Consider the following 24,608-nt stretch of genomic DNA (forward strand, 5'->3'; position numbering starts at 1 on the left):
ATGGTTGATTACGCTGCTGCGGGTGTTGATATTGAGGCGGGTGACCGCGCGGTTGAGCTGATGAAGGCCGCTGTTGCAAAGTCGCATAACGCCACGGTGTTTGGAGAATCGGGTGGTTTCGCCGGGATGATCGACGCGTCGGCGTTGAAGGGGATGAAGAGGCCCCTGCTCGCCTCGTCTACGGACGGCGTTGGAACAAAGATCGCGATCGCGCAGGCAATGGGGATCCATGACACGATCGGTCAGGATCTTGTGGCGATGGTTGTGGATGACCTGGTGGTGATGGGTGCGAGGCCGTTGCTGATGACGGATTACATTGCAACGGGCCGTGTGGAGCCGCAGAAGATTGCAGATATTGTGCGCGGCGTGGCGCAGGCTTGTGCGCAGGTGGATTGCCCCTTGATTGGTGGCGAGACCGCGGAGCATCCCGGTTTGATGGATCCGGACGACTACGACATTGCGGGAGCCGCAACGGGCGTGGTTGATGCCGACGAGATGCTTGGCGCTCACCGCGTGACGGTTGGCGATGTCTTGATTGGTATTTCGTCTTCGGGCTTGCATTCGAATGGCTATTCGCTGGTTCGCAAGATTGTGGCTGATTCTACGTGGAAGCTTGATCGGGAAGTGCCGGAGTTTGGCCGCACGCTCGGCGAGGAGCTTCTTGAGCCCACGCGCTTGTACACGAAGCAGATGTTAGCGATGATCGAGTCGCTTCCTCGCGGCGCGGTGAAGGCTTTGTCCCACATTACGGGTGGCGGTTTGGGTGCGAACATTTCGCGCGTTATCCCTACTGGTTTTATTGCGCGAGTGGATCGTTCATCTTGGGCCATGCCGCCGGTATTTTCAACGCTTTCTAAGCTGGGCGCAGTAAGTTGGGCCGCGATGGAGCAGACGTTCAACTTGGGCGTTGGCATGGTCGCGATTGTGGATGAGGCCGTAGCTGATGAAGCGCTGGGATTCTTGATGGCTATTGGCAGCGAGCCGTGGGTGCTGGGCGACGTCGAGCTCTCTTCATCTTCGCTGCAGGTAGCGGATTCGGATCGCTTGGTACAGGGCGCTAAGGGAGTGCAGGCGGGAGCGGCTCTACTGACGGGAAGCTACCGACTCTAGAAACTGCCCCGGTCATAGGCCAGTCAAGCATAACGAATCGGGAGGGCGCTTGCCCTCCCGATTTTCGTTTGACTATTTGTATTGGGTTTTACGACTCATTTGTAGTCGTCGTAGTCATCCCAGTTGTCTTCGTCGGTCGCCGGGGGAATATCCCCGTACGGATCGTTCGATTCGCCTCGCTCAGCAGCGAGTTCACGCTGCAGAGCGTCAAAGTCGGTCTCGGGCGAAGTGTACTTTAGCTTCCGAGCCACCTTTGTTTGCTTGGCCTTCTGACGGCCGCGCCCCATTGGCGTCGACCCCCTCCACAGTGTCTTGCGGATTCCCGTGGGAATCCTGAGCGTCTAATGGTCTTTCAAGCGCCTATTCTAACGAAAATCGGACAGATTATCCTAACGTCTAGAAATGTCTTGGGGATTTTCTGCGGGTTTTCCGCGGTTGTTCGGCGTTTGGATTTCAAATAGTGGATCTATTTGCGCAGTTTCTTGAGTCCGGCGAGTAGGCCGAGCGCTACGCCAACCGATGCAAACTTGGCTAGTGCGCGCGGATCGCCCTTGAGGGCAGCTTTGGCTTCATCTGCCGTATCTTGACCAAACTGAGCGGCTTTTTCGCCGGCGCGCGTGGCAACAGCTTTGGCTTGTTCGCGCGGGTTAAGGCGGCTGCTGAGCTCATTGACGGTGGACTGCATCGCAAGGCGCGTGCGCAGGATTTCAGCTTCGATCTCTTCGACGGTGCGAGGGGTTTCGCTCACTTTTTCAATCCCTTCTTTGCTGCGGCGACGTTTAGCTTCATGTTGTCGCCCGGGTTCGGCTTGTCTGCCAGGCCTTTCTTGAGGAGGAGGGCTCCAACTGCTGCCAGGATGATAACGATGAGCAGGAGGATGCCCGCGGTAATGAGGGCTGCAAGCCAGGGGGCTACAACGTTTGCGAAGCCAAGCTCGATGGTGCGGAAGATCCATCCGAGTAGGTAGAGGGCGAATACGCCCGCACCTGCGAGGAGGACGCCGCCAACGCCGGCTTTCTTGGCAAGCGTGGTTGCTTTGACCTTGGTTAGTTCGATCTCGCCGCGGATCAGGGTGGTGATTTGGTTGGACAGTTCGTTGACTAGCTGCCCGATGCTTGTGTTGGGGCGAGACTGCGTTGTCTCCACAATTACTGGCGTGGCCGGTTTGGACCTGTCGACTGCCATCTTGAACTCCTCGAGTGGGTCGGTTGTGTTGCGGCCTTGTTGGCTGCGAATACTTGTGCGCAGGGCACACTGCTCCTAGTTTGTCACGAAACGGTGTTGGTCGCTTGAAATAGCGGTGCTTTCTAGCTAAAACTCACATGCTCATTCGGAGGCGATGGATTCGAGAATTGGTGCACGTGCAGCGCGCCGTGCGGGGCCGACGGCGGCGAGGATCCCAATGATGATGGTTCCGGCGAGTAGCGCAAGCAGGGTTGCCCAGGGGACTGAGAGCACGGAGATGCCTACTTCTTTGGTGTAGGCTACCAGGCCGATGCCTGTGCCAAGCCCGATGAGGATGCCGATGATGGTGCCGTATAGGGAGGTGAGGATCGCTTCGGTGATGATCGTCCCGGCGATTTGGAGTTTGCCGGTGCCGATGGCTCGCATGAGCGCGATCTCGGTGGTGCGCTCGTTGACGGCCAGTCCGAGTGTGTTGATGATGCCGACGATTGCCACGACGATGGAGAGGCCTAGTAGGGCGTAGAGGATAGCAAGCACCGTGTTGATGGTGTTACCGATCTCGGAGACCAGGTCGGTTTTGGTGTATACGGCGATGGTGGGTTGGTCAGCGAGAGCTGCGCGAACATTTTCTTGCACTTCGTCTAGGGGCAGGTCGGTTTTGAAGACGGTGACGAAGGAACGCCCCAGTGCGGTCAGGCCCAGTTCCTCAAGCGTATTGGGTGCGACTAGGGAGGTCGTGGTGAGGATTGTGGAGTCGTGGATTCCGCCGATGGTTATGGTTTTTGGCCCAAGGTTGCCAAGGACGGTGAGCTCGTCGCCAGCGGTTAGTCCCAGTGCTTGCGCGCTGTTCTTGGATAGCAGGATTTGGCCGCGGTTGATGTTAGGGAGGGTGCCGCTGGCCATGGGTACTTTGAAGTCTGTGGTGAGGCGGGTGGTGTCCACGGTGGTGAGCGCAAGGGGGAAGGTTTCGCCATCTACGGTGGTGGGCGCGAATGCGCTGGTGTAGGAGTCCCCTACGGATTTCACGCCCTTGGTGGCTCGGATTTTGGCGATGGCCTCATCGGTGATGGATTCCCCGGGGCTGATGGGGGTGATGGTGAGGTCGGCGTGTAGCTCGGATTGGATGGCTTCGGTGGTGGAAGCCTGCACGGACGATGCCAGTACGGTTCCAAGGGTTACGAGGCCCATGCCGATGATGAGGGCGCCGGCGGTGGCGCCGGTGCGTCGCGGATTGCGAACGGCGTTCTTGGTGCCGATGCGCAGCGCTACGAGCCGGGTTTCGCGCAACGCGAGGGCAGGGAGGGTGAGGATCCCCTTGGCGAGGGCTGGCGAGGCAATGAGCGCGCCAATGACTACAGCCCCGGCGCCAAGTCCTAGGGAGGTGCCCGCCCAGTCAACGACCTGTTTCGCGCCAAGGTAGACGCCTACAGCTCCGCCTGCGATGAGTGCGCCGCCCATGAGAGCGCGCGGCCAAAGCGGTGCTTCACGCACGCCGGAGACTTCCCGCATGGCTTCTACTGGCGGGGTGTGTGCGGCGGCGCGGGCGGGAAGGATCGCTCCAACAAGGGTTACTGCGATGCCCACAATCAGCGCGGTAATGATGACGTCGCGGGGCAGCGCGGTGATAAGGGAGGTGACCATTCCGGCTTTGAGGAGGCCGAATGATGCGAGGGCTAGTAGGCCGGTGCCGGCAGCGAGTCCGAGCGCGGATCCAACGATCCCGATAACCAGGGCTTGAATGGCAACTTGAAGGAAGATTTGTAGGGGAGAGGCCCCAACGGCACGCAGGTAGGCAAACTCTTTTTGCCGAGCTTTAACGGCCATGTGGAATGTATTGGCGATGATGAATGTGGAGACACCGAGAGCAAGAACAACGAATACGAGCAGGAACGTGGTGACGAATCCAAGGGTGTCTTTGACGTTGTCGGCGGCCTCCTCGATCGCGTCATCGCTGGACCTGACGGTGTAGTCCACTCCAAGGTTGTTCTTGATGTCGCGAATGGCGGCGCCCAGGTCCGTGTCGGTTTCAGTTTGTACTGCGATGGCGTTCACCAGCTCGGGCGTTTGACTGAGCGAACGCGCGGTCTCCTGGTCGAAAGCAATGATGTTGATGGGCGAGACTTCCGCGGCCAGGTGCACGATGCCTACGATTTGGGCGTGGTGCTTTTCGCCCCCGGCGATGTATTCGATCCGGTCGCCAACGCCCATTTCGTAGCGTTTCAAGGCGGCCGCTTCGAACGCGATTTCGTTCTCATTGCGCGGGGTTTTGCCTTCAATCGTCCAGGGGGTGAAGCCGCTGAGAGCGCCGGTGGCAAGGGTGACGGTGCCTACGCCGGTGGCGGGTGATCCGTCTTGAAGCACGGTGATGGGACTCATGTACACGGGCTGGGCGTCTTTAACGCCGTTTATGCCGCGGATTGTGTCAGCCGCACCAACGTCGATTCGCGCGCTCTGGCTCGAGTCGTCGGAGATGGGGTTACCTTCCACCTGAATGGTGCCGAATGTTGTGGAGGCAAAGGATTGCACAAAGGTGTCTTCGAGGCTGGTTCGCAGGGCGAGTGTGCCGGAGAGGAATGCAACGCCGAGCACCACTGACAAGATTGTCATGAGGAACCGGGGGGCGTGCGCCCAGACGTCACGCAGGGCTATTTTGATCACGCCTGCTCCTTGCCGTTTTGCGCGTTGTTTTGTTCGGGTTTAACGCGTTTGACGATGGGGATTTGGCCGGTCAGTTCAAGGTCGTCCTCGGGAATGACGGATCCGGGAAGGTCATGCAGCAGCTTTTGCGCGCGGATTAGAAGGTCTTGCGTTTCGGCGTCGAGTTCACCGGTTGGCGCAATGCGCCGTAGCGCTTCGTCAAGGGTTTCGCCGGGTTGGCGTTCGGCGTCTTGAAAGCTTTCGGTTTTGGCAGGCGTGGTTTGATTTTCGAGGACCGCTTCGTGCTCGCCGGGATCAGGCTCGGGCGCGGGGGTGGAATCCTCGCTCGGCACGGGGTACGCGCCAGGGTTGTCCTCGTCTTGCGGGTCGGTTTCACGCAGGGTGTCGAGTTCGCGCAGGGCATCCAAAACGGCGTCAGGTGTGGGCTGGCGCAGTTCGGCAACGATGCGTCCGTCTACAAGAAAGAGGATGCGATCGGCGTGTGACGCGGCGGTTGGGTCGTGGGTGACCATGACGACGGTTTGCTCAAAGGCGTCCACGGCTTCGCGCAGGAAATTGAGTACCTGAGTGGAAGATTTGGAGTCTAGGTTTCCGGTTGGTTCATCGGCGAACACAACGGTTGGTTCGGTGATGAGGGCGCGGGCACAGGCAACGCGTTGCTGTTGTCCTCCAGACATTTCGGCGGGCCGGTGGGTCAGGCGGTCGCGCAGGCCAACGGCGTCAACGATGGTGTCGAAGCGTTCTTTGGAGACGGTCTTCTTGGCGATGTCGGCTGGCAGAGTGATGTTTTCTCGCGCGGTGAGTGTGGGGATGAGGTTGAAGGATTGGAAGATGAACCCGATTTGTTCGCGTCGTAATTTGGTGAGTTTACGCTCGGACATGTTCGAGATCGTGTTGCCGTCCAGGGTTACGTCCCCGCTTGTGATGGAGTCGAGGCCGGCTAGGCAGTGCATGAGTGTGGATTTGCCTGATCCGGATGGGCCCATGATGGCGGTGAACTCGCCGCGTCCGATGGTGACGTCTACGGATTTAAGGGCGGTGACGGCGGTGCTGCCTTTGCCGTAGGTTTTGGTGAGGCCGCGGGCAATGATGGCGGGCTCGGTGGGGGTGGTTAGGGCCTGGAGTACACTCATGTGTCTATTGTCGTTGAAATGGTCGCGGTTTGCGATGTGCACGCGAATGTCCACCAACGCTGATTCTGATTTAGTACCAGCGTTAGAGGCTTAGGTACAGAAAAACCCTCGGATTTCCGAGGGTTACCTGTGCCTCCGACCGGCGTCGATCCGGTGACCTTTCGATTTTCAGTCGAACGCTCTACCAACTGAGCTACAGAGGCTCTGGTCAAGTTTCCTTGACCGAGCGACCCCGACCGGGCTCGAACCGGCGACCTCCGCCGTGACAGGGCGGCGCGCTAACCAACTGCGCTACGGGGCCTTGGTGCGAAGATCATATTACCGACCTTTTGAACCCTTGCCAAATTAGTGCGTTACTTTATGCGTGTGAGCATGCTCTCCCTAATTGTCAAGGTAGCGCCCGTGCTTTGAACAGTTCAGGAGGGGTGCGGAAAGAACGATTTTGGTATGAAAAAGACCCTTGCGGGTCTTAGTAGAAGTGGCGACCCCGACCGGGCTCGAACCGGCGACCTCCGCCGTGACAGGGCGGCGCGCTAACCAACTGCGCTACGGGGCCAACGTACCCCCAACGGGATTCGAACCCGTGCCGCCGCCGTGAAAGGGCGGTGTCCTAGGCCGCTAGACGATGGGGGCCTCTGCTCGCAATGCGTGCGATCAGACTCGTCAAAGTCTACGCGACTTACCTTCATATTGGCAAAGCGTGAAGTTGTGAAGCCTCTCACCGGCGCTCAAGTTGTTGTGGGTATGCCGCGCCGAAAAGAAAATGTCCGCTCCTGCCCCTACTCTTTAAGTATGGATGGTAACGCTGAAGAAGCTGTACAGGATGCGCTGAACCTGCTCCAACTATTCGCGGGTGTGGCAGTTGGTGTGCTGGTTTCGCTGGTGATAGCGATGCTGGCGTGGGCCGCGCTGCGGGTGGTATCGCGAAAGTCCGATAACTTCGCTTGGCTTGCAAGACGTGTGAAGATCCCGTTCTTCGCACTGTTCTTGGTGGCAGGCGCGTGGGTTGGCCTGAATTACATGGTGCAGGTGCTCCCAACGGATGCGGCTACATGGATTCCGCCCCTGCAGCACACGCTGCTGATTATCACAATCGTGATGGTCAGTTGGATGTGTTACGCCGGTGCGTACGTCATTGAGGACGTCGCGAAGCATCGTAAGGAGGCAACGGGCTCGCGCCGTCTTGCTACTCAGGCTCAGATGCTGCGCCGAATCGTGCAGTTGGTTGTCGTGATTTTGGGCGCGGTAGCGGTGATTTTGACATTCCCATCGGCTCGAATAGCGATGGGTTCGATTTTGGCGTCGGCCGGTGTGATTTCTTTGGTCGCAGGCATTGCGGCGCAAGATTCGCTGTCGAATACGTTCGCGGGTTTGCAGATCACGTTTACAGACGCGATTCGTGTGGGCGACGTGGTGGTGGTTGATGACCAGTTCGGAACGATTGAGGAGATCACGCTGACCTACGTCGTGCTGGCGGCGTGGGATGATCGGAGCTTCATTGTTCCGTCCACCCATTTCACGCAGAATAAGTTTGAGAACTGGACGCGCGCTAATACGAAGCTTGCCGGCACTGTGGAGCTGAAGTTGGATTGGCGTGCGCCCGTGCCTTTGATCCGGAGGGAAGTTGAGCGTCTGCTTGAAGAAACGGATCTGTGGGATAGGCGCAGCTCTAGCGTGCAGGTTACGGATGCAACGGATGGGTGGATGCTCGTTCGCATTGCACTCACGGCCAGGAACTCTGGTGACCTGTGGGATTTGCGTTGTTACATGCGCGAGCATTTGATCGATTGGGTGGTTCAAAATGCTCCTTACGCTCTGACTCGCACTCGCGTGCAAAAGGAGGACGTGGTTGAAGTTAACCTGGATCGCTCCGAGCGTGAGATTGTGGAGCTCGCTAACGAGTTGCGCGATATCGAGCGTGAGGGAGAGAAGAGTGCGGTGCGCCCTGACCCTGAGGAGCCGCCGGCGCAAACAAAGCAGGAGGCTCGTATGCGTGCGGCGAAGAACCGGGCTAGTAAGGTGCGTCGCAAGCGGTTGCGTGATCGCAAGGTGACCACGAAAGTGCTGGCCGAGCCGGAGCCTACGCGCGTGTTGTCGCCCGCAGAACTCCTTGCGATCCAGCAGGACACGAGCCCGGAAGTTCCCGCTAATGATGATGCCCGGGGCGCGGATGATAGCGCGGTGACGTCAACGGTTGGGGATCGTTTGTATTCGGGAAGTGAAGAGGCCGAGGCGCGGTCGAAAAAACTGGAGGGCCCCTCGGAGGAAATGCAGCGCAAGCGGGTTGAGACGCAGACTTTGCGGGCGCTTCGCCTTGGTGATATTTCTGAGGAATCCGCGGTCAATAAGCTTGGTGGCGATGAGTCCGCCCGGCAGTTGGTGGAGGCGGAGATGAAGCGGATTCAAGATGAGGAGCAGGAATAGTTATGGAAACTCCTAAGGTTGATGTGAATGCGGCGGCTCGTACGCAGGCGCAGTGGCGTGAGGTCTTGAATCCGATGGAATACCACGTGTTGCGTGAGGCGGGCACGGAGCGTCCCTTCACTGGCGAATTGTTGAATGAGGACCGCGAAGGGATTTACCGTTGCCGCGCTTGCGGCGCGCAGTTGTTCCGCTCGCAGACGAAGTTTGATGCCGGCTGTGGTTGGCCCTCGTTTTATAAGTCCGAGGACGCCGCGGTGAAGTATGTTGAGGACACTTCGCATGGAATGGTGCGCACCGAGGTGCGTTGCGCGAATTGTGATTCGCACTTGGGGCACCTGTTTGATGATGCGCCGCAGACTCCTACGGGGCAGCGTTACTGCATGAACTCCGTGTCGCTTTCGTTTGAGCATACTGCGGGTGAATAGTTCGGGAAGGCGCGCGTTAGCGCCGGCGCTGTTTATTGCGTCCGGGACAACCCAGTACACGGGTGCCGCGTTTGCGGTGGTGTTGTTTTCGGTTATGGCGCCTACGACGGTGGCGTGGTGGCGAGTCACGATTGCTGCACTGGTTTTGTTGGCGTGGCGCAGGCCGTGGCGGGAGCATTTGACGCTTCGTGAGGTGGGCGCGTCAGCTCTGTTTGGCGTGGTCATGTCCGGAATGAATATAGCGTTTTATGAGGCTGTGGCTCGTTTAGATTTGGGTGTTGCAGTTTCGCTGGAGTTCCTCGGCCCCGTGGTGGTTGCCGTGATTTTTGGGCGAGGATGGCTGAGTAAACTTGCGGGCCTGGTGGCTTTCGCAGGGGTGGTGCTGATCTCCGGATTCGGTATTGACAGGACTAGCTCCGCTGGAGTGTCCGGGTTCTTGTGGGCGATGTTGGCGGGCGGCTTGTGGGCGGGCTATATCCTCATTGGGCGCCGGATCGCGAGGGCAAGGTCGGGCCTCACTTCGCTCTCGATTGCAACGGCCACGGGTTCGCTGGTGTATTTCCCCGTGGTTGCAGGCGACTTCTTATCGGCGTTCGAGTCTGCGCAAATCTTTTGGACGGTGGTGGGCGTAGCGTTCTTGTCTACTGTGGTTCCGTATTCCATTGAGCAGGTCATTATGAGCTGGATCGATGCGCCAACATTCGCGTTGTTAAACGCATTGCTCCCAGCAACCTCCTTGGTTGTGGGGGCTGTGGTGTTGCGGCAGTTTCCCGCGTGGCCCGCGGTTGTGGGTTTGTTGTTCGTGTCAGTAGCCGTGTGGATGGCGTCCAGGCCTCCTTCGCCCGGACAAAAGAAAGCACCAGGCATTAAGGAAACCTGACCAGGGCTTGGTTAAAACATTACTTCTGTAGTCTTGGTTGCCCTATTTTTGTGCGAATCATCGCTCATTTGGGGTTAGCGCGTGAAGTCTGGCGCGCTTTCTGAAAGGTTGGAAAGTGTAAGGCCTGGCGTACGCGAGGCTTGTTGAGACATTGAGAAGGGGTTTTCCATAATGGGAGCTATCATTTGGTACATCGTTGTTGGCGCGATTATTGGCGCGCTTGCTCGCTTGTTCATGAAGGGTGAGCAGCCGCTGGGTATTGTGTGGACGATTATTCTTGGCGCACTTGGTGCAGGTATTGGCGGCTGGATCGCGGGTGCGATTGGCGTCGGCTCTGTTCTTGAGTGGGTCATTTCGATTCTGGTTGCGATGGGCTTGATTAGCCTGTACTTGAGCTTCGCGGCTAAGAAGAACTAGTTTTCGCATTGTTGAGGAGGGAGCCGCTGGCTCCCTCCTCTTTTGTTGCTGCGGTTATGGGTTTAGGTTTTGGCAGTTGCCCTGCTAGGCGTTAAAATGATCTGCACGGGCCTATAGCTCAATTGGCAGAGCAACGGACTTTTAATCCGTGGGTCCCGGGTTCGATTCCCGGTGGGCCCACCCGCCGAAAGCCCCTGCGAGAGCAGGGGCTTTCGCATATCTAGGGACAAATGGAGCAGGAATCCAGCCGCCCACGCCGTAAGGGGTAGGCACCAAGTCGTTTAGCTCGCTACCCAGGTGCTGTAACGCACGCTGTTGCGCGCGCTAGAGCATGGCGTGATTGCACTTTGGGTGCGTGATTGGCGTGGGTTGCAAGCTACATGGATGTGACTTGTCCGCTGTTTGCGTTGCGCCAGCGCCATTTGCGCAACGCGTTGGGGCGGCACAGAGTGGAGAGGCTGCACCTGCGTTGCGATGTTGAAGTGTGACGGCGTGCAGCTACGTCTTGAGCCAAGACGCGATTAGTAGTTTGTATGCGCGCTTGCGTGGCCGCATTGTTGGTTTGATTTGGTCTGTTGGTTGTTGGCGTTAATGCGCACAACTTGCCTCGGTTATGAAGCCATTAACACTTGGCTGTCGTGAATTGAAAGGAACAAATTTAATGTCGAACCAAATCGATTCAGCGGCCTGACTAATGAATCAAGATGAGAACCGGAAAGCGGTGCGCGAGGTCCTGGGCTACGCATCTTGTTGCGGTAGAACAGGTGACAGATAGCCCCTTATGAGAGTGGATAGATGTAAACCAACTCCGCTAACGAGGTCGCCGAAATGATTCTAGGCTCGTATTACAGGCGTGAGCCCGGATTGCTTCCACACCATAAACAAGTATTCATCGTGTGATTGAGCAAAGTCGCATATCCGTAGGTGCTGTTATAGCTATATTCGAAACATGTGAAGTTCGTGTCGAGCGCGGCAGAGTCTGGTGATAGTGCGCGTAATAAGTACAGGTTTTGCTTAGACTTAGTCCAACGTTAGGAGAATAATGCATCGGTGTCCCTTGCCTGTGAAGTTAGTAGCTCTGGAGGAACTAGAGCTTGACCTACGTAATTATCGTCTGCCGATACGCGTAACCGACGAGCGTCAAGCCGTGCTGTATATGTTGGAGAATGAGAAGATACTCGAACTAGCAGAGGAGATTGTCAAATACGGTTATCTGGATAATGAATTCCCCCTTGTGGTAGCTGATGGATCTAGATTCAAAGTTGTTGAAGGTAACCGGCGGGTTACAGCACTCAAACTGTTGAATGATCCGACGTTGATCGAAAAATATGGGCCAGACAAGTCCCACCGGTATAAGCGTCTCAAAAACAAATATCAGGACAGGTACGCGAGTATTCCATCGCAAATCCGAGTAATGGTCGCTGACTCGGAGGAAGAACTCCAGCCACATATCGCCCGTCTTCATACAAAAACATCGAAAAAGCAATGGAGCACTGAACAGCAAGCACAGTTTTATTACGCACAAATTGAGGCGGGCACTACGATCGCACAACTCAAAGAGCGATATAATATAGGCTCGCGCCTCAAGCGCCTATTACAAACCGCATCGTTTTCTCATCTAGTTGAAGAGCTAGCGCGACGTTTGGATGAAGAATCGGTCAAACGATTAAAAACGATTAAGCCATCCCCACTCGAATACGCCTTAAAGGTAGATGAAATACGTGCCAAAGTTGGAATAGAGTTCGCTCCAAGCGGGCTTCTATCCCCAGAGGGAACAACAGCAGAGATAGCTAACACACTCACTGATAATAATCTGAAAGCGCTCCTGCGATTAGCAACGCTGATGACAGATGCAGATCCGAAGCTAAACACGCGACACCCAGCGTTAAACGGAGATAGAAACGCCCTAGAGGACGTTTTGCAATATCTCGAATGCGACGAGAAGCCTATCGGAACTGGCAAGGCTCACACAGGTGAGTCAAGCGCGGTCATCAATGAACCGGCTCCACATCATCCCGCTCCTGTTTCCTCTTCTAACGTGTCATCGCTTACTGAAGTCCCGCAACCGCAGACGCGCGTACAACAATCCGATGACCACAATAGTGACATCGCAGACCATAAAGAGCTCCACAACGTTACTCCCGAAGATGCCGATGCAGACTTGCAACAGCAATTAAAACAAAGCCTGAAGGGTGCCAAACGCGACGACACCAACCATGTTGGAAATAAATTCGCACATCTAGAACTGCGAATCGACGATAGCAATAATTTTATGGACGCCAATGCCCTAGTCCTCGGGATCCTTAAACACGGGGACCTTCCACAGCGGGGATCTTGTAGCAGACAGACAAAGCTCTACGTCCTAGCCCCAGCACTTAGACCAATCTTCGAACTTACTATGGCTGGTCTGAGAGCGTCCAATATTGAAGGATTGCAGCTGGAACAACAGGGTCGTTCACGACTTAAAGAAGATGTTCAGCAGGTTACAGACAGGCTCTGTGATAGCGAGTTTATAAGGTACCTATCCGAGCAGTTTCCAAAACTAGGAGGGTTCCATTCAGCCAAATCGACCATCACGAATTGCAACTTTGTCAGGTCCGCAACAATAGTTGGCAACACAGCTTCTCATGGTTCTTACCGCAATCTATCTGAAGATACGTTGAAAAGCGCATTTAATGATGCCGTGCTCTTTGCACTTTTGTGTCAACAATACGCTGTATACAAGAGGGGTGGTAGTTGGTGAGACCTGGTAGCTAAGTTACACTATTGCGGCCAATCTCCTTTACTACCGGCGCCAGGTTCACTGATGCGACCAGGATCTCTTTCGCTTTTGTTTTCTTGTGCGCGGAATAATTGATGGACAAGGGGATGCAATAATCCCCCTCGTACAATTCACGCACCAATGGGTGGTCGTCGTAAGTCAAGATCCAGTTCCCATCAGGGTGATCATGAATTGTGGCTGCTAGCCCTTTGTGGTCATAATCTTCAAACGCATTTAAATACAAGCGTTTCCCAGCCTGAACGTAAGGGGGGTCAACATACAACAGGGTCTGTTTGTCATTTCCATAGTCGTTGATCACGCTACGGCCGTCTTCATTTGTGACAGTCATTCTTCCTAAATGGGGAATCAACGCTTCCACACGTTTCACAAGAGTATCCCGGTTGAATCTGGCATCCATCTTGTAGTTTCCTGTTTGGGTCTTCCCTCCAATCACGCCCGCGTTTAATATTCCTGACCGGTTTGTCCTATTTAAGTAAAAAAATGCTAAACCCAGTTCAGCAGAAGGCGAGGAGCCAGCCTTGTAAATCGCTCGCTGACAATGCCACTCTTGCACGGTTAGAGGGACAGAATCAATGAAGTTAACGAGCCGTTGTGGGTCCGTTACTAGCAAGCGCCAAAACGAATATACGGCCGGGTCAAGATCGTTTATATGTAGATGGGTAATCTGTCCTGTCAACAAGAGAGCTAGGCCAGCTCCCGCACCACCGGCGTAAGGCTCGACATATCGGCTAATATGCCGGTTGTGAGCGAGTATATCGGCGAAAAATCCGGCGAGTTTCGCCTTCCCCCCAGGGTAACGTAATGGTGCAAACACTGAGTGCGCGTGCCTTGCCACAATACGCAGAGGTTCGGTAGAAGGTAAGGCCTCTACGTCCACGGCCACCTTATCTAACCTCATGTGCCCTCCTTACCCTCCCCAATAATAAGCGAGAAAATAGTAGCCTTTTACATTTACACTCATTCGCGCTCGTAATTTTGATGCTGTTCCTATTTTGAATCGGATCTATTTCGTCACCCGCGTTTTCTTTTAGGCGAGTTCTGCCCTGTTGTAAATGTGGGTGGCGGTGAAAAGTAGCGCAATGATTAGCAGTAGGCTGCTGGTTATTGGCCATGCCCAAGGTGTCTCTAGTGTGTCTTGCGCGAGATTGTTGATCATGGGGACAAGGCCAAGCGGGGTTTTGTTGCCCTCCTGGATGAATATCGCTGACATCGTTATTAGGAGGTAGGCCCCGAATCCGACCGCAAGTGGCATGCCGATACCTTGTTTAACGGTGGCTGCGACAGTCTGGAGTGCGTGAATGAGAATGATCTGTAGAGCCCAAACCAAACTAGCCAATATGATCGGGGTGGGACTAGCACCTGGGAAAAGCAGTAATGTTCCTGCCCAAGCTAATGTAGCGCTGACAAAGGAAAGGAAGATAGTTGATATCCAGCTGCTGATAGCAAAGCTGATGAGGTAGTGTGAGCGTTGCACGCTACCGGGAAAAATAAAAGGGATGTCGCCATTACCGGTAATCACACTGCAACGAAAAGCGCTCATTGCAACAAGGATTACGGTCAGAATTTGGGTAAGGTTTTTTATCCATCCCGCGTAAGCTTGCTGCCAGGAAGGTTCTGGTAGGGACCCTATTAGTGCTGTTGCTTCTGATCCGGCCAGAAATTTGATGATCTGCGGCGTGTATTGGGTAAATAGTCCTTGAGTGAGAGCGAGGATAACGAATATCCCGGCTGTAATCCATGTGCCATAGGAGCGTAATAGCCAGACAGCTTGATAGCGCCAGATCAATCTGAAACGCGATGTGTTCACGATTGTTTACCGCCATCCTTAGTTAGTTTGCTGAAAAGTTCGTCTAAGCCGGTCAAGGTGGGGTTGATCTTTGCGCCAGGGTCGAGGGTATAGATAGCCTCAGACACGGCTGTGGCAACGTCAGAACGCACCGTGACATCAAGCGTAACGTGTTTAGCTTTCTGATTGAGTAGTTCGTCTAGCTGCCCTTGAACAAGCAGATTACCGCGATGCAAGATCCCCGCGTGAGTAGAAACTTTCGCAACATCAGTGAGAATGTGGGAGGAAAATACTATCGTTACCTGGCCGGTTAACTCACGTAGTAACGCCAGAACATCTGCTCGGCCGATCGGGTCGAGAGCGCTGGTTGGTTCGTCTATCAGTAGTAGTTTCGGAGCGGTAACGAGTGCTGCGGCTATTCCCATCCGTTGCTTCATTCCTCTGGAAAAGGAGCCGATTCTTCCGGGCGCTTTGTCAAGGTTGACCAGATTGAGTAGTTCCTCGCTTCTCTCGGCTGCGAGATCTGGGGTGATCCCACCAAGACGAGCGAGAGTGATGAGCGCATCCTTGGCTCTAAGCCAGGGGCTAATCTGGGGAACATCGGTCAGGTAAGACACACCGGGAATTGGTCTTACCGGAAGTTTGCCCCTGCTAGCTCCCAGCACGGTGGCGCTACCGCTACTGGCCCCAGCCAAACCTGCAAGGATCCTCATAGTGGTGGTTTTGCCAGCCCCATTCGCTCCCACAAACCCATAACAGGAGCCTGTAGGAACTTGTAGATTTATGTTGTTTAGTACTTTTTGCTTACCGAAAGTCTTGGACAAATCTTTAGTAGATACCGCTAAATCCATGTTCATTCCTTTGGATATAGCTTGTTTACCACTGAACTTGTATCTACTCGGTGATGTTTAGCTGTAGATACCTGTTCATATTCATGCTGAGCTGTAAGCTGTCTTTGTTCGTGAAAGTACACGACTAAAAAGGCGATTGGGCCGATCAGTTGGCCAAAGATGATGACCAAGAGCCACACAAGACGATTCAAACCGGCAATGTGGCTTCTCTTATCGCGCAGCAAGAAGATCAGGGACCAGATCATCGCTATCAGCTGCGCGCTCATAAGGATGCAAACTCCTATTAAAGCTGGCGTCGGCAACTCTAACAATTTGTCAAAAGGGGGCATTAATTTTCTCCTGAATTGTGCAGCCGGGTTTCTACCTTGGCTAATGCGGTTTTTACATACGTGAGTTGGCAAGCGCCTGCAACGAGGGGCCATAACGCAACAATGGGTACCATCGACCGGCGGGTCATTTTCTGCTTGCCAGTAGCGCGTCGCATTGCTATTAACCAGGCTATAGACATGGCTTCTATGCCCATCAGATCAGCCTGATTGGCCAAGTTTACGGCATCTTCAGATTCCGGATCGTCGCGTCGAATGACCTTCGGGGCTAGTGCTGCAACGACCGTTAGGGCTACTGGGGCTAGAGCAGCCTGCTTGCCACTAATAATTTTCCGAGACGCTCCGAATGCTGACCGCTGGACAAAAACCTGTTCTTCACGACTGACTAGTACCGCCAAGAATGCAACCCCAAGACCACCGGCAATAGTGGTGAGCCTGATGCCACGCTTGAGGCGTGTGGGGACGTAGTCGGCCAAATCCGGTAGGGAATCATCGGGCCGAAGTAATCCTAATCGCACTCCAACCGCACCCAGGTTAAAGTCCCAACCCAGCCCGTATTTTCGAGGAATTAATAAACGGGGATTCTCTGGTTCAAAACCATCCAGCGCGGCATCAGAGCGCCCCGACCACATTTCGGAGACAGGTACCCCCAAAATTCGCGTCTGCCCTTCGGCATCCGTACCGAACCACTTCATTACCGTATTCCTTCCTGTGTTGTTCGCTTCACAGCACAATCAAGTGCCTCCCACTCAGCGCGCATTTGCAATAAGCGATTTTTTCCAGATTCTGCGAGCGTGTAAATCTTCCTCGGTGGCCCTACCGGAGACTCCTCCCAAGTGGTAACTACCAACCCTGATTTACGTAGGCGCGCAAGCAGCGGGTATAACGTGCCTGTAGAAATTTCCAACTCCGCTTCATCGCGAAAACGTTCTACCAGCTGCCCGCCATAAGAAGGGCGAGACGAAAGCAAGCCAAGGACCACCAGCTCAACAGCGCCCTTGCGTAACTGTGACTCAGACATAACCGCTCCTTGCTTAACCACGTTCCTTGTATAGCATGATACGGGCGATTCAAGAGTCTCGCAACTACTTTTCTCACTGAACGCAGGTCTTGTGCATGGCGGTAGCTTTGATGCTTAAGCAGCTGGACTCTGCCTCGACTTGGCCGGTAATGCTTTGGCAGTGATGGAGAAGGTCGTATTTGAGTCTGCATCGCCAGATCCCGTGTGTGTATTTAGCCGCAGTGACAGGGCACAACTACGGGAGCACAGGTCTCGGCCATGATGCTTCGCGGAGTGCCACGCTTTGCGTGGTCAATAGGGGTTGTGCACATTTGTGGGCGGCATGTTCGTCCACACTTGGGTGCAAGCCAGTTGGCATGGCTTGTGATAAACATACGACACCAGGCGAGTGTCGGTTTTCCACACGCCAGGCCGCCACACGCGCCGCGTGATCCCCGCCGCGCTATGCGCGGCCAAAATAATAACGAACCGATCACCAGCTTGCGACCTGCTTCCGCCGTAACAAATGCTCACGACTGAATATCGGGTCAGGCGTCGAGCTTGGTGCGTTTGATAGCCCGGTAGATTGTCGGTCGTGAAACATTGAACATTCTGGCCACCGCGCTGACCGACTTGCCGCCACCTCAGCTATTCGAATCAGTGTCACCGCGGTCGGTGATGACACTGCTGTTGCCGGAATCGGCAGGCTCGTCCAAGAGGCACAACAGTCGCGCTCTCGAGCCCAAGCACTGGCCGATCGGGCAGCTGGATTGCTGTTCTACCTCGCGGTTGTTGCCGCCGTGATCACGACAGTGACCCGGACCCTTATCGGCCATCCCGACCAAGCCCTGGTCCTTGCTGTCACCGTGCTGATTATCGACTGCCCGCACGTGCTAGGCTTAGCTATACCACGAGTGACCCCGATAGCCACCTCATTTTCGCCGCACCTTATTAATTGACCAGGTTGATTAGGTACTCTGGGGACACCATTCTGCGATGCGTGGGTACATCAACAGACTTTATGATGGCCACAATTTGCTCAACTTCTCAGATTAATTAAGTCGGATTCCCTCAATATTAGTCGTGTGGGCAGCACGACTGTTTCATAGTCGCCTGTATTGCCGAATATACGTTCTTGGATCATATTAGCCGCGGTCGCGCCTATCATACTGACATCTTGAGACACAGTGGTGAGAGGGACCGCAAGGACATCCGCCAAGAGAAGGTCATCGAATGCGATGTGGGCAATTTTGTCCGACTCAAACCCCGGATGACGTAGCAGATGTATCGTTGTCAACGAATTTCCAGTGAAAACGGCCGTTGGGGGATCTTCTAGGCTCATTATCTCTTTGAACGCGTTTCCAACTGTCCCGCCCACGGGATTCTGGAGGTGGACTAGGGCGGGGTCGAAGGGAAGCTCGTGATCGATTAGAGCCTCCATATAGCCAGCGAACCGCTCCGCTCCGGTATACAGCGACGTCGGGTCTCCCAAGTACGCAATTCGAGTGTGTCCAAGATCTATTAGGCGGCTTGTAGCCGCAAAAGCGCCCCCCCGGTGATCTGAACGCACCGATCCTCCCGCCAAACCTTTTGGGGGCCTGTCAACGAAAACTACTTGAGTGAAATCACCCAAGAGGGGTTCCATGAACGAGTAGTCATCGAACGAAGGAAAAATGATCAAGCCGTCAACCCTCCTTTCGGCCAAGGCAGTCAAGACCTTGTGTCCGCGGTCAACGTCTGCCCCCGTGGAGGCAGATAAGAGCAGCAGGCCTTCTCGTTCCAAAACTTCTTCGATCGATCTTGCAAGCTCCGACTGGAAAGGTTCAGAAATGTCTTCGACTACCAAACCGACCAGTCCAGACCGACCAGATCGAAGTTCAGAAGCAGCATTGTTGCGCCGATACCCAAGCGTCTCGATTGCGGCCTTCACCCGCTCTTGGGTGTTAACAGAGGTGCCGGGTTCCGCATTAACAACACGAGAGACGGTTTTCAAAGAGACTCCCGCCTCTTTGGCTACATCGATCATGGTCGGTTGGCGACGTTCTATGGCCATTGCTTGCCTCCCTCAGCTGATCCAACAATTGACTACGTTGTCAAGAGTCGTAACGATATCTTTCCTCATCGATAATGTAACATCCGCGACCTGCCCCGGGTATCAACTCATAAAAAATGAGTAAAACATTACTAATAGTCGGGATGCAGGGACCTTGGCAGCCCAAATTCAATTGTGACCTACATCACTCTTGACCGCACTCGCATGCGCAGATAGTATTATGAACACTGACAGCGTTGTCATTAGGAGGACAGATGAAATTCAAAAGAATTCTACCTGGCGTGGCCGCCCTAGGCGTTGCCGCCCTGGCCCTTGCCGGGTGCTCAAGCGGAGACACACAGGATCCAAATTCAACAAATCAATCAGGCAGTGCCTCGGGCAACGCGGAGCAAGTAGAACTTCGTTGGGCGATGTCCGCTGACTCTCAGGCGGAGGTCGACGTCTGGCAGAACCTAGCCGACCGCGTGACCAAGGAGTATCCGCACATCAAGATCAAGCTGGAGACCACAGCCTACAAGGATTATTACAACAAGCTGACTACTCAAGCAGCAGGAAATGATCTACCCTGTATCGCTGGCCTACAGGCGCAACGTGTTCCAGACGTGGGCGAGTTGTTCGTCCCGCTCGATGACAAGCTCACAGGATTAGTAGATATCGAAGACTATGAGGCATCGATCGTCGAGGGGCTCAGAAAAGACGGAGATCTTCTTGCGGTGCCCTACGACCTTGGGCCCTATGTCATCTTCTATAACGTCGATATGTTCAACGAAGCTGGGCTAGATGCGCCCGAACCAGGGTGGACCAAGGAGCAATTCCTTGAGGCTGCCCACGCTCTTACTAAGGACGGCAAGTACGGTTACGCGGTCGACGGAACTCCGGATATGTGGCTCCCATATGTACTTTCTATCGGTGGAAACTACCTGGACAAGGACGGTAAGCCTGATCTTACCAACCCAAAGGTCGTGGAGGGTTTCACCTTTGTGGCAGACCTGGTCACTAAGGAAAAAGTAGCTCCGGCTCCACCAGCAACTGGAGCATCAAACTGGCCCGCAGACCAGTGGAGAAATGGCAATGTTGCTATGGTCATCGATGGCCCATGGCAGTTGATCAACGCGAGAGATAATGTATCGTTTGAGGTCGGATTGACCACCCCGCCTGCATTTGACGGCACGTCTATTACAACGATGTCCGGAACTGGTTTCGGAGTGACCACTTCTTGCGCAAATCCGGATGAAGCAGCGCAGGCGATTTCTGTAATAATCGGCCCAGAAAGCCAGCAGTACATCGCAGAAGAGGGTCGCGGATTCCCCGCGTATAAGGCGGCGCAAGACTATTGGTACGAAGTTGCAAATGTACCCACCGCACGTCCTGCAATTGAAACTGCGCTGGAAACGGTTGACCCCTTCCGAACCTCTCCAGGATGGAACCGGGTGAACTCACTGTTGCAGCAGTACGCGGTCCAAGCCTTCAACGGCCAATCCACACCTGAAGAAGTTCTTACAAACGTGCAGAGTCAGATTGACTGATTGCAACCTCGCCTGATGTGAGGTCCGGGCAGGCCTTACTACCCGGACCTCACAAGAGAGAAGTGAAAAGTGGCCGTTCTCAAACAAAGGGTAAAGCTCGAGCGTCGTCCCACAGGACCAACCCGGGAACAACGCGACCGACGCGCCGCACTTGCCTTCCTGACACCAAACGCAATTGGTTTCCTTGCGTTCACTCTTATCCCCTTCGCAGCATCACTGGTACTTAGCTTCTTCGACTGGCCCCTTATTGGTTCACCCTCTTTCGCAGGAATAGGAAACTGGTCGAAACTCCTAACTGAAGACCCCAACTTTTGGCCTGTTCTGTGGAACACCGTCTACTTTGCCGTGGCCTACGTTATTGGGAACCTCGTTGTCTCCTTGGGATTAGCACTCTGGCTCTCAAGTCGTATCCATTTCAAAGGATTGTTCCGCTGGGTTTTCTTCCTACCTGTTGTGAGCCCGATGGTTGCAAACGCTGTTGTGTGGCGTTTACTTCTTACCCCAAACGAAGGTTTATTCGCCTCAATATCAATGATCTTGTTTGGGAATCCCGGTCCCAACTGGCTCGGTGATACGAACTGGGCTATGCCCGCAGTAATCATGATGTCAATCTGGCAGGGCTTTGGATATAACATGATCATTTTCGTGGCGGGAATTGGATCGATTCCCCAACAAGTCTATGAGGCCGCCGCTATTGATGGCGCGAACTGGTGGCAGCGTACATTTAAGATAACTCTGCCGCTTTTGACGCCGAGCATCTTTTTTGCGGTGATCATGACAATAATTTCGTCACTACAAACATTTGCCCAGCCATTCATTTTGACATCGGGCGGACCTGGAAACTCAACCACAACGCTCGTTTATTACTTGTACCAACGTGGCTTCCAAGGATACGAAATGGGGTATGCCTCCACAATAGCCTGGAGCCTATTCGCAATAATCTTGGTCGTCACATTTATCCAGTACCGCGGCCAGGACAGATGGGTAAACTACCAATGAGTAAAACTGTTCGATATCGACGCAAGATCCACCTTGGTCCTTGGATCTCCACGGTAATTCTAGGATTTGTTGCATTCCTTTTCCTAATCCCTTTCGTCTGGATGGTAAGCACAGCCTTGAAACCAGCTGACGAGGTCTTTGCTTCGCCACCATCGCTTATTGGATCGGCAATCCAGTTTCACAACTTCGCAGATGCATGGAACTATCTTCCGTTCGGGAAATTCATGATCAACGGGCTGATAGTGGCAACGATAGGAACCATCCTCAATGTTTTCACTTCGGCCTTGGCAGCCTACGCATTCTCACGCATCAATTGGAAAGGGCGCTCAAAGGCCTTCTTTCTCTATCTAATGACGCTCATGGTCCCTCAAGAAGTTCTGATAGTGCCGATGTTCATCATGATGCAGAAGCTCGGATGGGTGAACAGCTACTACGCGCTCATCCTGCCCTGGGCGTTCACAGCCTTCGGAACATTCCTCTTGCGGCAATTCATGCTCACACTTCCTGACGAGCTTGAAGAGGCAGCTACTATCGACGGCGCTTCAAAGTTTAGGGTATTCACCCAGATAATTTTGCCGCTTGCTGCACCAGCAATGCTGACACTCGGAGTATTCACATTTATCGGCTATTGGAACAGTTTTCTTTGGCCGCTACTGATTATCTCCGACGTCAACATGGCAACTGTTCCGCTGGGCCTCAACATGTTCATGGGTCAAACAGGTAACCAATGGAACATGTTGATGGCTGCTTCGACGATCTCTGTCTTGCCTGCAGCTATTTTGGTCGCCCTCGTTCAAAAGTACCTGGTATCTGGGATCGCTTTGTCGGGCCTAGGTGGCCGCTAAATACCCAACCGAAAGGAAAAATCAGTGAAAATCCACTATCACCCAGAAGGTCACGCCTTTGGTGATTGCATGCCCTTCTATTCCAATGGCGTATACTACCTCTTCCATCAGAGAGACACACGCAACCCCGGGCCATTCGGCGAGCCGTTCGGGTGGTCCCTGGCAACCTCGAAAGACTTTGTCAAGTATGAGGACAAGGGTGAGCCCATTCCTGGCGGCGGTGATGATTCTGTCGATCAGTTCATTTTTGCGGGCTCCATCTACGAAGGTACCGATGGGGATTACCGTGCTATCTACACGGGTTACAACCGGGACCGCGTAGGCACAGGGATCCCCTCCCAAGTTCTCCTAGAGGCAAAGAGTCCTGACCTAATCCACTGGGAGAAGGATGGCCGCTTCGAGCTGCCCCCACCAGAAGGATACGATCCAGAAAACTGGAGGGATCCTTTTGTTCTATGGGATGACAATGCTCAGCAGTGGATGATGATCCTTGGAGCACGCCTCGATGGGCCACCAACCAAGGCCACAGGACGTACGGTGTGGTTCTCCTCTGCGGATCAGACGAACTGGAAGTTCGAGGGCGACCTGTGGGCCCCGGACCTATACACCATGCATGAGATGCCGGACCTATTCCAAATCGACGACAAATGGTATCTGCTGACAACTGAATACTCTGAGAAGTCGAAGACGATCTATTGTGTTTCCGACAACCCGACCGGGCCGTGGAGCCGTCCCTCTGATGACGCATTCGATGGCCGCTCGTACTATGCGGCACGTAGCGTATCGGATGGAGACAGGCGGTTCCTTGTTGGGTGGGTGGCCACAAAGACTGACGATGTCGAGGTTGCCGACTTTGAATGGGGCGGCACATTGGTCATACTCGAAGTGGTTCAGCGTGAGGACAGCACACTCGGAGTTAAATTCCCCGATGAGGTATGGGCCAACGCAACTGAAGTTCGTGAAACTCTAGACAGCATGTCTTTGGAGGCCACTTCTGGTCGCAAGACATCAGTACTTGGCAACATTGACGATAGTTCATACGGCCTGGCCGCACGCCTGCGCGTAGCTCCGGGAACACGGTCCGTTTCTGTATTGTTCGGCGGAGATGCGGACAATGAAGACTGGTATTCGTTTGAGATCGACTTCAATGACAACCAGCTAGACTTTGACCGCGTCCCCAACTGGCCTTGGAACCGCTATAACAACAAGGGACTGAACAGGCCTCTTCCCGCAAATCTTTCTGATGACGAGATCGTCGTGCGGCTGCTAGTAGATGATTCTATTGCGACTATCCTAGTCAACGATGTAGCGTTATCTGCCCGTGTTGCGGCACCGTCTGGGACTGCGCTCGGTTTGTCAGTAGTTGACGGCTCAGTTACGGTAACCGATGCCTTTGTTGGGACACTCAAGTCCTAACAAAGTGATCCAAAGTCGGCCCCTTTCCAGGCGCACAATAGTCGGCAGCTACCGTGAAAGGGAGCCGTAAAGACCCCGTTGGGCCCTTAAGCTCAACGGGGTCTTTTACTCTCCAATCACAGGAAAGCTCTAAGCGTACGCCAAACGGCTGTACTGTTAGGGATCAACAAGGACATGCCGCAAGTCTTGGAAAACAATTCGTTTCATGTCCCCCACCCTACATCGAGCAAATTAGGTAAAACGCTGTGTTACGAGCAAATGTAGCCTCTGCTAGATTGCTAGATATTGTCCGACTCTTGTGTGCTGGCAGCATCAAGGCCGCGCTGTTTATGTCGTGGTTCGACTGATGTGAAGTAGCAAAATCAAGAGTCGATTGTAGGGGCAAGCATTTGCTTGCCCCTACAACGCTTCTCATGGTGTTACCTGCTTTCCGGTTCCTATCTGTGTAGGGCTAGGCTCGCGGTTTGGTTTGGTGCGCGCCTGGCGGCGGGGTGCTGGGTTGGATGGTCCAGCTTCTTTATCTGCGGCACTTCCCCAATGCCAGGTAGTGGCGGCCTGGAACGCGCGGGTGTTGTCTCGCGTGCCTGTTCGACTTGGGACTGATCGCGCTGTTGCTGCCTGGTTTGGGTACGCTGCAAAGTTTCGACTGCTTCGTCGCTGGGGGCTTGCGGGTTGAGTTGATCGATGATCCAGTTGGAGTTTTGGATTACCCGCTCCCCGGTGGCGAGGATGGTTTTCTCGCCTTGCCCTTCGATCAGCGGCCGCATTGTTACCCCGTATGCGCCTCCTAGA

The 24,608-nt window shown here is 54.3% G+C and carries 24 protein-coding genes, 5 tRNA genes and 1 pseudogene; 12 read left to right on the top strand and 18 right to left on the bottom strand.

Annotated elements, in window-relative coordinates:
- Window positions 1–1,110 carry a phosphoribosylformylglycinamidine cyclo-ligase gene (gene purM / locus HMPREF2891_RS09120; protein WP_070665164.1) on the top strand — a complete coding sequence of 370 codons (1,110 nt, stop codon included), beginning with the start codon at window positions 1–3 and terminating at the stop codon, window positions 1,108–1,110.
- 95 nt (window positions 1,111–1,205) lie between these two features.
- Here the strand turns inward: purM and HMPREF2891_RS09125 are convergent, their stop codons facing one another.
- The 9 genes from HMPREF2891_RS09125 to HMPREF2891_RS09165 all read right to left on the bottom strand — a co-directional run bounded on the left by HMPREF2891_RS09125 (window position 1,206) and on the right by HMPREF2891_RS09165 (window position 6,719).
- A complete protein-coding gene (locus HMPREF2891_RS09125) occupies window positions 1,206–1,397 on the bottom strand; it encodes a DUF3073 domain-containing protein (protein WP_070665166.1) in 192 nt (63 codons plus the stop codon).
- Between the two features lie 179 nt (window positions 1,398–1,576).
- A complete protein-coding gene (locus tag HMPREF2891_RS09720; protein ID WP_034507275.1) occupies window positions 1,577–1,858 on the bottom strand; it encodes a DUF3618 domain-containing protein in 282 nt (93 codons plus the stop codon).
- Complete coding sequence (locus tag HMPREF2891_RS09135; RefSeq protein ID WP_070665168.1) at window positions 1,855–2,295, bottom strand: phage holin family protein; 441 nt, start codon at window positions 2,293–2,295, stop codon at window positions 1,855–1,857. The genes HMPREF2891_RS09720 and HMPREF2891_RS09135 overlap by 4 nt, the downstream gene beginning before the upstream one ends.
- 141 nt (window positions 2,296–2,436) lie before the next feature.
- On the bottom strand, window positions 2,437–4,953 hold the full coding sequence (locus HMPREF2891_RS09140; RefSeq protein ID WP_070665172.1) for an ABC transporter permease: 2,517 nt from the start codon (window positions 4,951–4,953) through the stop codon (window positions 2,437–2,439).
- Complete coding sequence (locus HMPREF2891_RS09145) at window positions 4,950–6,086, bottom strand: ABC transporter ATP-binding protein (protein ID WP_083311349.1); 1,137 nt, start codon at window positions 6,084–6,086, stop codon at window positions 4,950–4,952. Before HMPREF2891_RS09145 ends, HMPREF2891_RS09140 begins: the two co-directional genes overlap by 4 nt.
- Before the next feature lie 130 nt (window positions 6,087–6,216).
- Window positions 6,217–6,289 (bottom strand) — tRNA-Phe (locus tag HMPREF2891_RS09150).
- Between the two features lie 24 nt (window positions 6,290–6,313).
- Window positions 6,314–6,387 (bottom strand) — tRNA-Asp (locus tag HMPREF2891_RS09155).
- A gap of 178 nt (window positions 6,388–6,565) precedes the next feature.
- Window positions 6,566–6,642: transfer RNA gene (locus HMPREF2891_RS09160), tRNA-Asp, on the bottom strand.
- 4 nt (window positions 6,643–6,646) lie between these two features.
- Window positions 6,647–6,719: transfer RNA gene (locus tag HMPREF2891_RS09165), tRNA-Glu, on the bottom strand.
- A gap of 75 nt (window positions 6,720–6,794) precedes the next feature.
- Here HMPREF2891_RS09165 and HMPREF2891_RS09170 point away from each other — a divergent pair.
- The 6 genes from HMPREF2891_RS09170 (at window position 6,795) to HMPREF2891_RS09195 (ending at window position 12,975) form a co-directional block, all read left to right on the top strand.
- Window positions 6,795–8,510 carry a mechanosensitive ion channel family protein gene (locus tag HMPREF2891_RS09170; RefSeq protein ID WP_261666865.1) on the top strand — a complete coding sequence of 572 codons (1,716 nt, stop codon included), beginning with the start codon at window positions 6,795–6,797 and terminating at the stop codon, window positions 8,508–8,510.
- A gap of 2 nt (window positions 8,511–8,512) precedes the next feature.
- Complete coding sequence (gene msrB, locus HMPREF2891_RS09175; protein WP_070618448.1) at window positions 8,513–8,935, top strand: peptide-methionine (R)-S-oxide reductase MsrB; 423 nt, start codon at window positions 8,513–8,515, stop codon at window positions 8,933–8,935.
- Window positions 8,913–9,815, top strand: a complete 903-nt coding sequence (locus tag HMPREF2891_RS09180; RefSeq protein ID WP_261666866.1) for an EamA family transporter — start codon at window positions 8,913–8,915, stop codon at window positions 9,813–9,815. The genes msrB and HMPREF2891_RS09180 overlap by 23 nt, the downstream gene beginning before the upstream one ends.
- 171 nt (window positions 9,816–9,986) lie before the next feature.
- Window positions 9,987–10,232: a GlsB/YeaQ/YmgE family stress response membrane protein gene (locus HMPREF2891_RS09185; protein WP_034507270.1), complete on the top strand. Its 246-nt coding sequence runs from the start codon at window positions 9,987–9,989 to the stop codon at window positions 10,230–10,232.
- A 107-nt stretch (window positions 10,233–10,339) separates the two neighbouring features.
- Window positions 10,340–10,412: transfer RNA gene (locus HMPREF2891_RS09190), tRNA-Lys, on the top strand.
- 883 nt (window positions 10,413–11,295) lie between these two features.
- Entirely contained in the window at window positions 11,296–12,975 is a 1,680-nt protein-coding gene (locus HMPREF2891_RS09195; RefSeq protein ID WP_070665181.1) for a ParB N-terminal domain-containing protein, read from the top strand.
- Between the two features lie 10 nt (window positions 12,976–12,985).
- Here HMPREF2891_RS09195 and HMPREF2891_RS09200 read toward each other — a convergent pair whose 3' ends face one another.
- The 7 genes and pseudogenes from HMPREF2891_RS09200 to HMPREF2891_RS09990 form a co-directional block, all read right to left on the bottom strand.
- Window positions 12,986–13,912, bottom strand: coding sequence for a DNA adenine methylase (locus tag HMPREF2891_RS09200; protein ID WP_083311334.1), 927 nt, complete (start codon window positions 13,910–13,912; stop codon window positions 12,986–12,988).
- A gap of 129 nt (window positions 13,913–14,041) precedes the next feature.
- Window positions 14,042–14,821 carry an ABC transporter permease gene (locus HMPREF2891_RS09205; RefSeq protein WP_070665183.1) on the bottom strand — a complete coding sequence of 260 codons (780 nt, stop codon included), beginning with the start codon at window positions 14,819–14,821 and terminating at the stop codon, window positions 14,042–14,044.
- Window positions 14,818–15,651: an ABC transporter ATP-binding protein gene (locus tag HMPREF2891_RS09210; protein ID WP_070665185.1), complete on the bottom strand. Its 834-nt coding sequence runs from the start codon at window positions 15,649–15,651 to the stop codon at window positions 14,818–14,820. The genes HMPREF2891_RS09205 and HMPREF2891_RS09210 overlap by 4 nt, the downstream gene beginning before the upstream one ends.
- A gap of 2 nt (window positions 15,652–15,653) precedes the next feature.
- On the bottom strand, window positions 15,654–15,980 hold the full coding sequence (locus HMPREF2891_RS09215) for a PLD nuclease N-terminal domain-containing protein (RefSeq protein ID WP_070665187.1): 327 nt from the start codon (window positions 15,978–15,980) through the stop codon (window positions 15,654–15,656).
- The gene (locus HMPREF2891_RS09220) at window positions 15,980–16,672 is read right to left on the bottom strand and encodes a DUF5808 domain-containing protein (protein WP_070665189.1); all 693 of its coding nucleotides are present in this window, start codon (window positions 16,670–16,672) and stop codon (window positions 15,980–15,982) included. The genes HMPREF2891_RS09215 and HMPREF2891_RS09220 overlap by 1 nt, the downstream gene beginning before the upstream one ends.
- Complete coding sequence (locus HMPREF2891_RS09225; protein ID WP_070665191.1) at window positions 16,672–16,998, bottom strand: PadR family transcriptional regulator; 327 nt, start codon at window positions 16,996–16,998, stop codon at window positions 16,672–16,674. Before HMPREF2891_RS09225 ends, HMPREF2891_RS09220 begins: the two co-directional genes overlap by 1 nt.
- Window positions 16,999–17,525: 527 nt before the next feature.
- A pseudogene (locus tag HMPREF2891_RS09990) lies at window positions 17,526–17,615 on the bottom strand (helix-turn-helix domain-containing protein); the annotation flags it as partial.
- Between the two features lie 18 nt (window positions 17,616–17,633).
- Between HMPREF2891_RS09990 and HMPREF2891_RS09485 the strand changes: the two are divergent.
- On the top strand, window positions 17,634–17,936 hold the full coding sequence (locus tag HMPREF2891_RS09485) for a P-type ATPase actuator domain-containing protein (protein WP_261666870.1): 303 nt from the start codon (window positions 17,634–17,636) through the stop codon (window positions 17,934–17,936).
- An 80-nt stretch (window positions 17,937–18,016) separates the two neighbouring features.
- On the opposite strand, the gene HMPREF2891_RS09230 is transcribed toward HMPREF2891_RS09485, so the two are convergent.
- Window positions 18,017–19,003, bottom strand: coding sequence for a LacI family DNA-binding transcriptional regulator (locus HMPREF2891_RS09230; protein ID WP_186822329.1), 987 nt, complete (start codon window positions 19,001–19,003; stop codon window positions 18,017–18,019).
- 281 nt (window positions 19,004–19,284) lie between these two features.
- Between HMPREF2891_RS09230 and HMPREF2891_RS09235 the strand changes: the two genes are divergently transcribed.
- The 4 genes from HMPREF2891_RS09235 to HMPREF2891_RS09250 all read left to right on the top strand — a co-directional run bounded on the left by HMPREF2891_RS09235 (window position 19,285) and on the right by HMPREF2891_RS09250 (window position 23,816).
- Window positions 19,285–20,556 carry an ABC transporter substrate-binding protein gene (locus HMPREF2891_RS09235; protein WP_070665195.1) on the top strand — a complete coding sequence of 424 codons (1,272 nt, stop codon included), beginning with the start codon at window positions 19,285–19,287 and terminating at the stop codon, window positions 20,554–20,556.
- 69 nt (window positions 20,557–20,625) lie between these two features.
- Window positions 20,626–21,555 carry a carbohydrate ABC transporter permease gene (locus HMPREF2891_RS09240; protein WP_148131764.1) on the top strand — a complete coding sequence of 310 codons (930 nt, stop codon included), beginning with the start codon at window positions 20,626–20,628 and terminating at the stop codon, window positions 21,553–21,555.
- Window positions 21,552–22,400 (top strand): carbohydrate ABC transporter permease, encoded by an 849-nt coding sequence (locus tag HMPREF2891_RS09245; RefSeq protein WP_070665198.1) that lies wholly within the window; start codon window positions 21,552–21,554, stop codon window positions 22,398–22,400. The genes HMPREF2891_RS09240 and HMPREF2891_RS09245 overlap by 4 nt, the downstream gene beginning before the upstream one ends.
- 24 nt (window positions 22,401–22,424) lie before the next feature.
- On the top strand, window positions 22,425–23,816 hold the full coding sequence (locus HMPREF2891_RS09250) for a glycoside hydrolase family protein (protein ID WP_222566291.1): 1,392 nt from the start codon (window positions 22,425–22,427) through the stop codon (window positions 23,814–23,816).
- A gap of 437 nt (window positions 23,817–24,253) precedes the next feature.
- Here the strand turns inward: HMPREF2891_RS09250 and HMPREF2891_RS09255 are convergent.
- Window positions 24,254–24,608, bottom strand: a 355-nt coding sequence (locus HMPREF2891_RS09255) for a hypothetical protein (protein ID WP_222566292.1), incomplete at its 5' end; no start/stop codon positions are given.

It is taken from the genome of Actinomyces sp. HMSC065F11 (genome assembly GCF_001813085.1).
In the GTDB taxonomy this organism is placed as follows: domain Bacteria; phylum Actinomycetota; class Actinomycetes; order Actinomycetales; family Actinomycetaceae; genus Gleimia; species Gleimia europaea.

Coding starts and splice junctions, on each gene's coding strand:
- purM (WP_070665164.1), top strand. CDS start 1: ATGGTTGATTACGCTGCTGCGGGTGTTGATATTGAGGCGGGTGACCGC.
- HMPREF2891_RS09125 (WP_070665166.1), bottom strand. CDS start 1,397: ATGGGGCGCGGCCGTCAGAAGGCCAAGCAAACAAAGGTGGCTCGGAAG.
- HMPREF2891_RS09135 (WP_070665168.1), bottom strand. CDS start 2,295: ATGGCAGTCGACAGGTCCAAACCGGCCACGCCAGTAATTGTGGAGACA.
- HMPREF2891_RS09145 (WP_083311349.1), bottom strand. CDS start 6,086: ATGAGTGTACTCCAGGCCCTAACCACCCCCACCGAGCCCGCCATCATT.
- msrB (WP_070618448.1), top strand. CDS start 8,513: ATGGAAACTCCTAAGGTTGATGTGAATGCGGCGGCTCGTACGCAGGCG.
- HMPREF2891_RS09185 (WP_034507270.1), top strand. CDS start 9,987: ATGGGAGCTATCATTTGGTACATCGTTGTTGGCGCGATTATTGGCGCG.
- HMPREF2891_RS09200 (WP_083311334.1), bottom strand. CDS start 13,912: ATGAGGTTAGATAAGGTGGCCGTGGACGTAGAGGCCTTACCTTCTACC.
- HMPREF2891_RS09210 (WP_070665185.1), bottom strand. CDS start 15,651: ATGGATTTAGCGGTATCTACTAAAGATTTGTCCAAGACTTTCGGTAAG.
- HMPREF2891_RS09215 (WP_070665187.1), bottom strand. CDS start 15,980: ATGCCCCCTTTTGACAAATTGTTAGAGTTGCCGACGCCAGCTTTAATA.
- HMPREF2891_RS09220 (WP_070665189.1), bottom strand. CDS start 16,672: ATGAAGTGGTTCGGTACGGATGCCGAAGGGCAGACGCGAATTTTGGGG.
- HMPREF2891_RS09225 (WP_070665191.1), bottom strand. CDS start 16,998: ATGTCTGAGTCACAGTTACGCAAGGGCGCTGTTGAGCTGGTGGTCCTT.
- HMPREF2891_RS09230 (WP_186822329.1), bottom strand. CDS start 19,003: ATGATCGATGTAGCCAAAGAGGCGGGAGTCTCTTTGAAAACCGTCTCT.
- HMPREF2891_RS09235 (WP_070665195.1), top strand. CDS start 19,285: ATGAAATTCAAAAGAATTCTACCTGGCGTGGCCGCCCTAGGCGTTGCC.
- HMPREF2891_RS09245 (WP_070665198.1), top strand. CDS start 21,552: ATGAGTAAAACTGTTCGATATCGACGCAAGATCCACCTTGGTCCTTGG.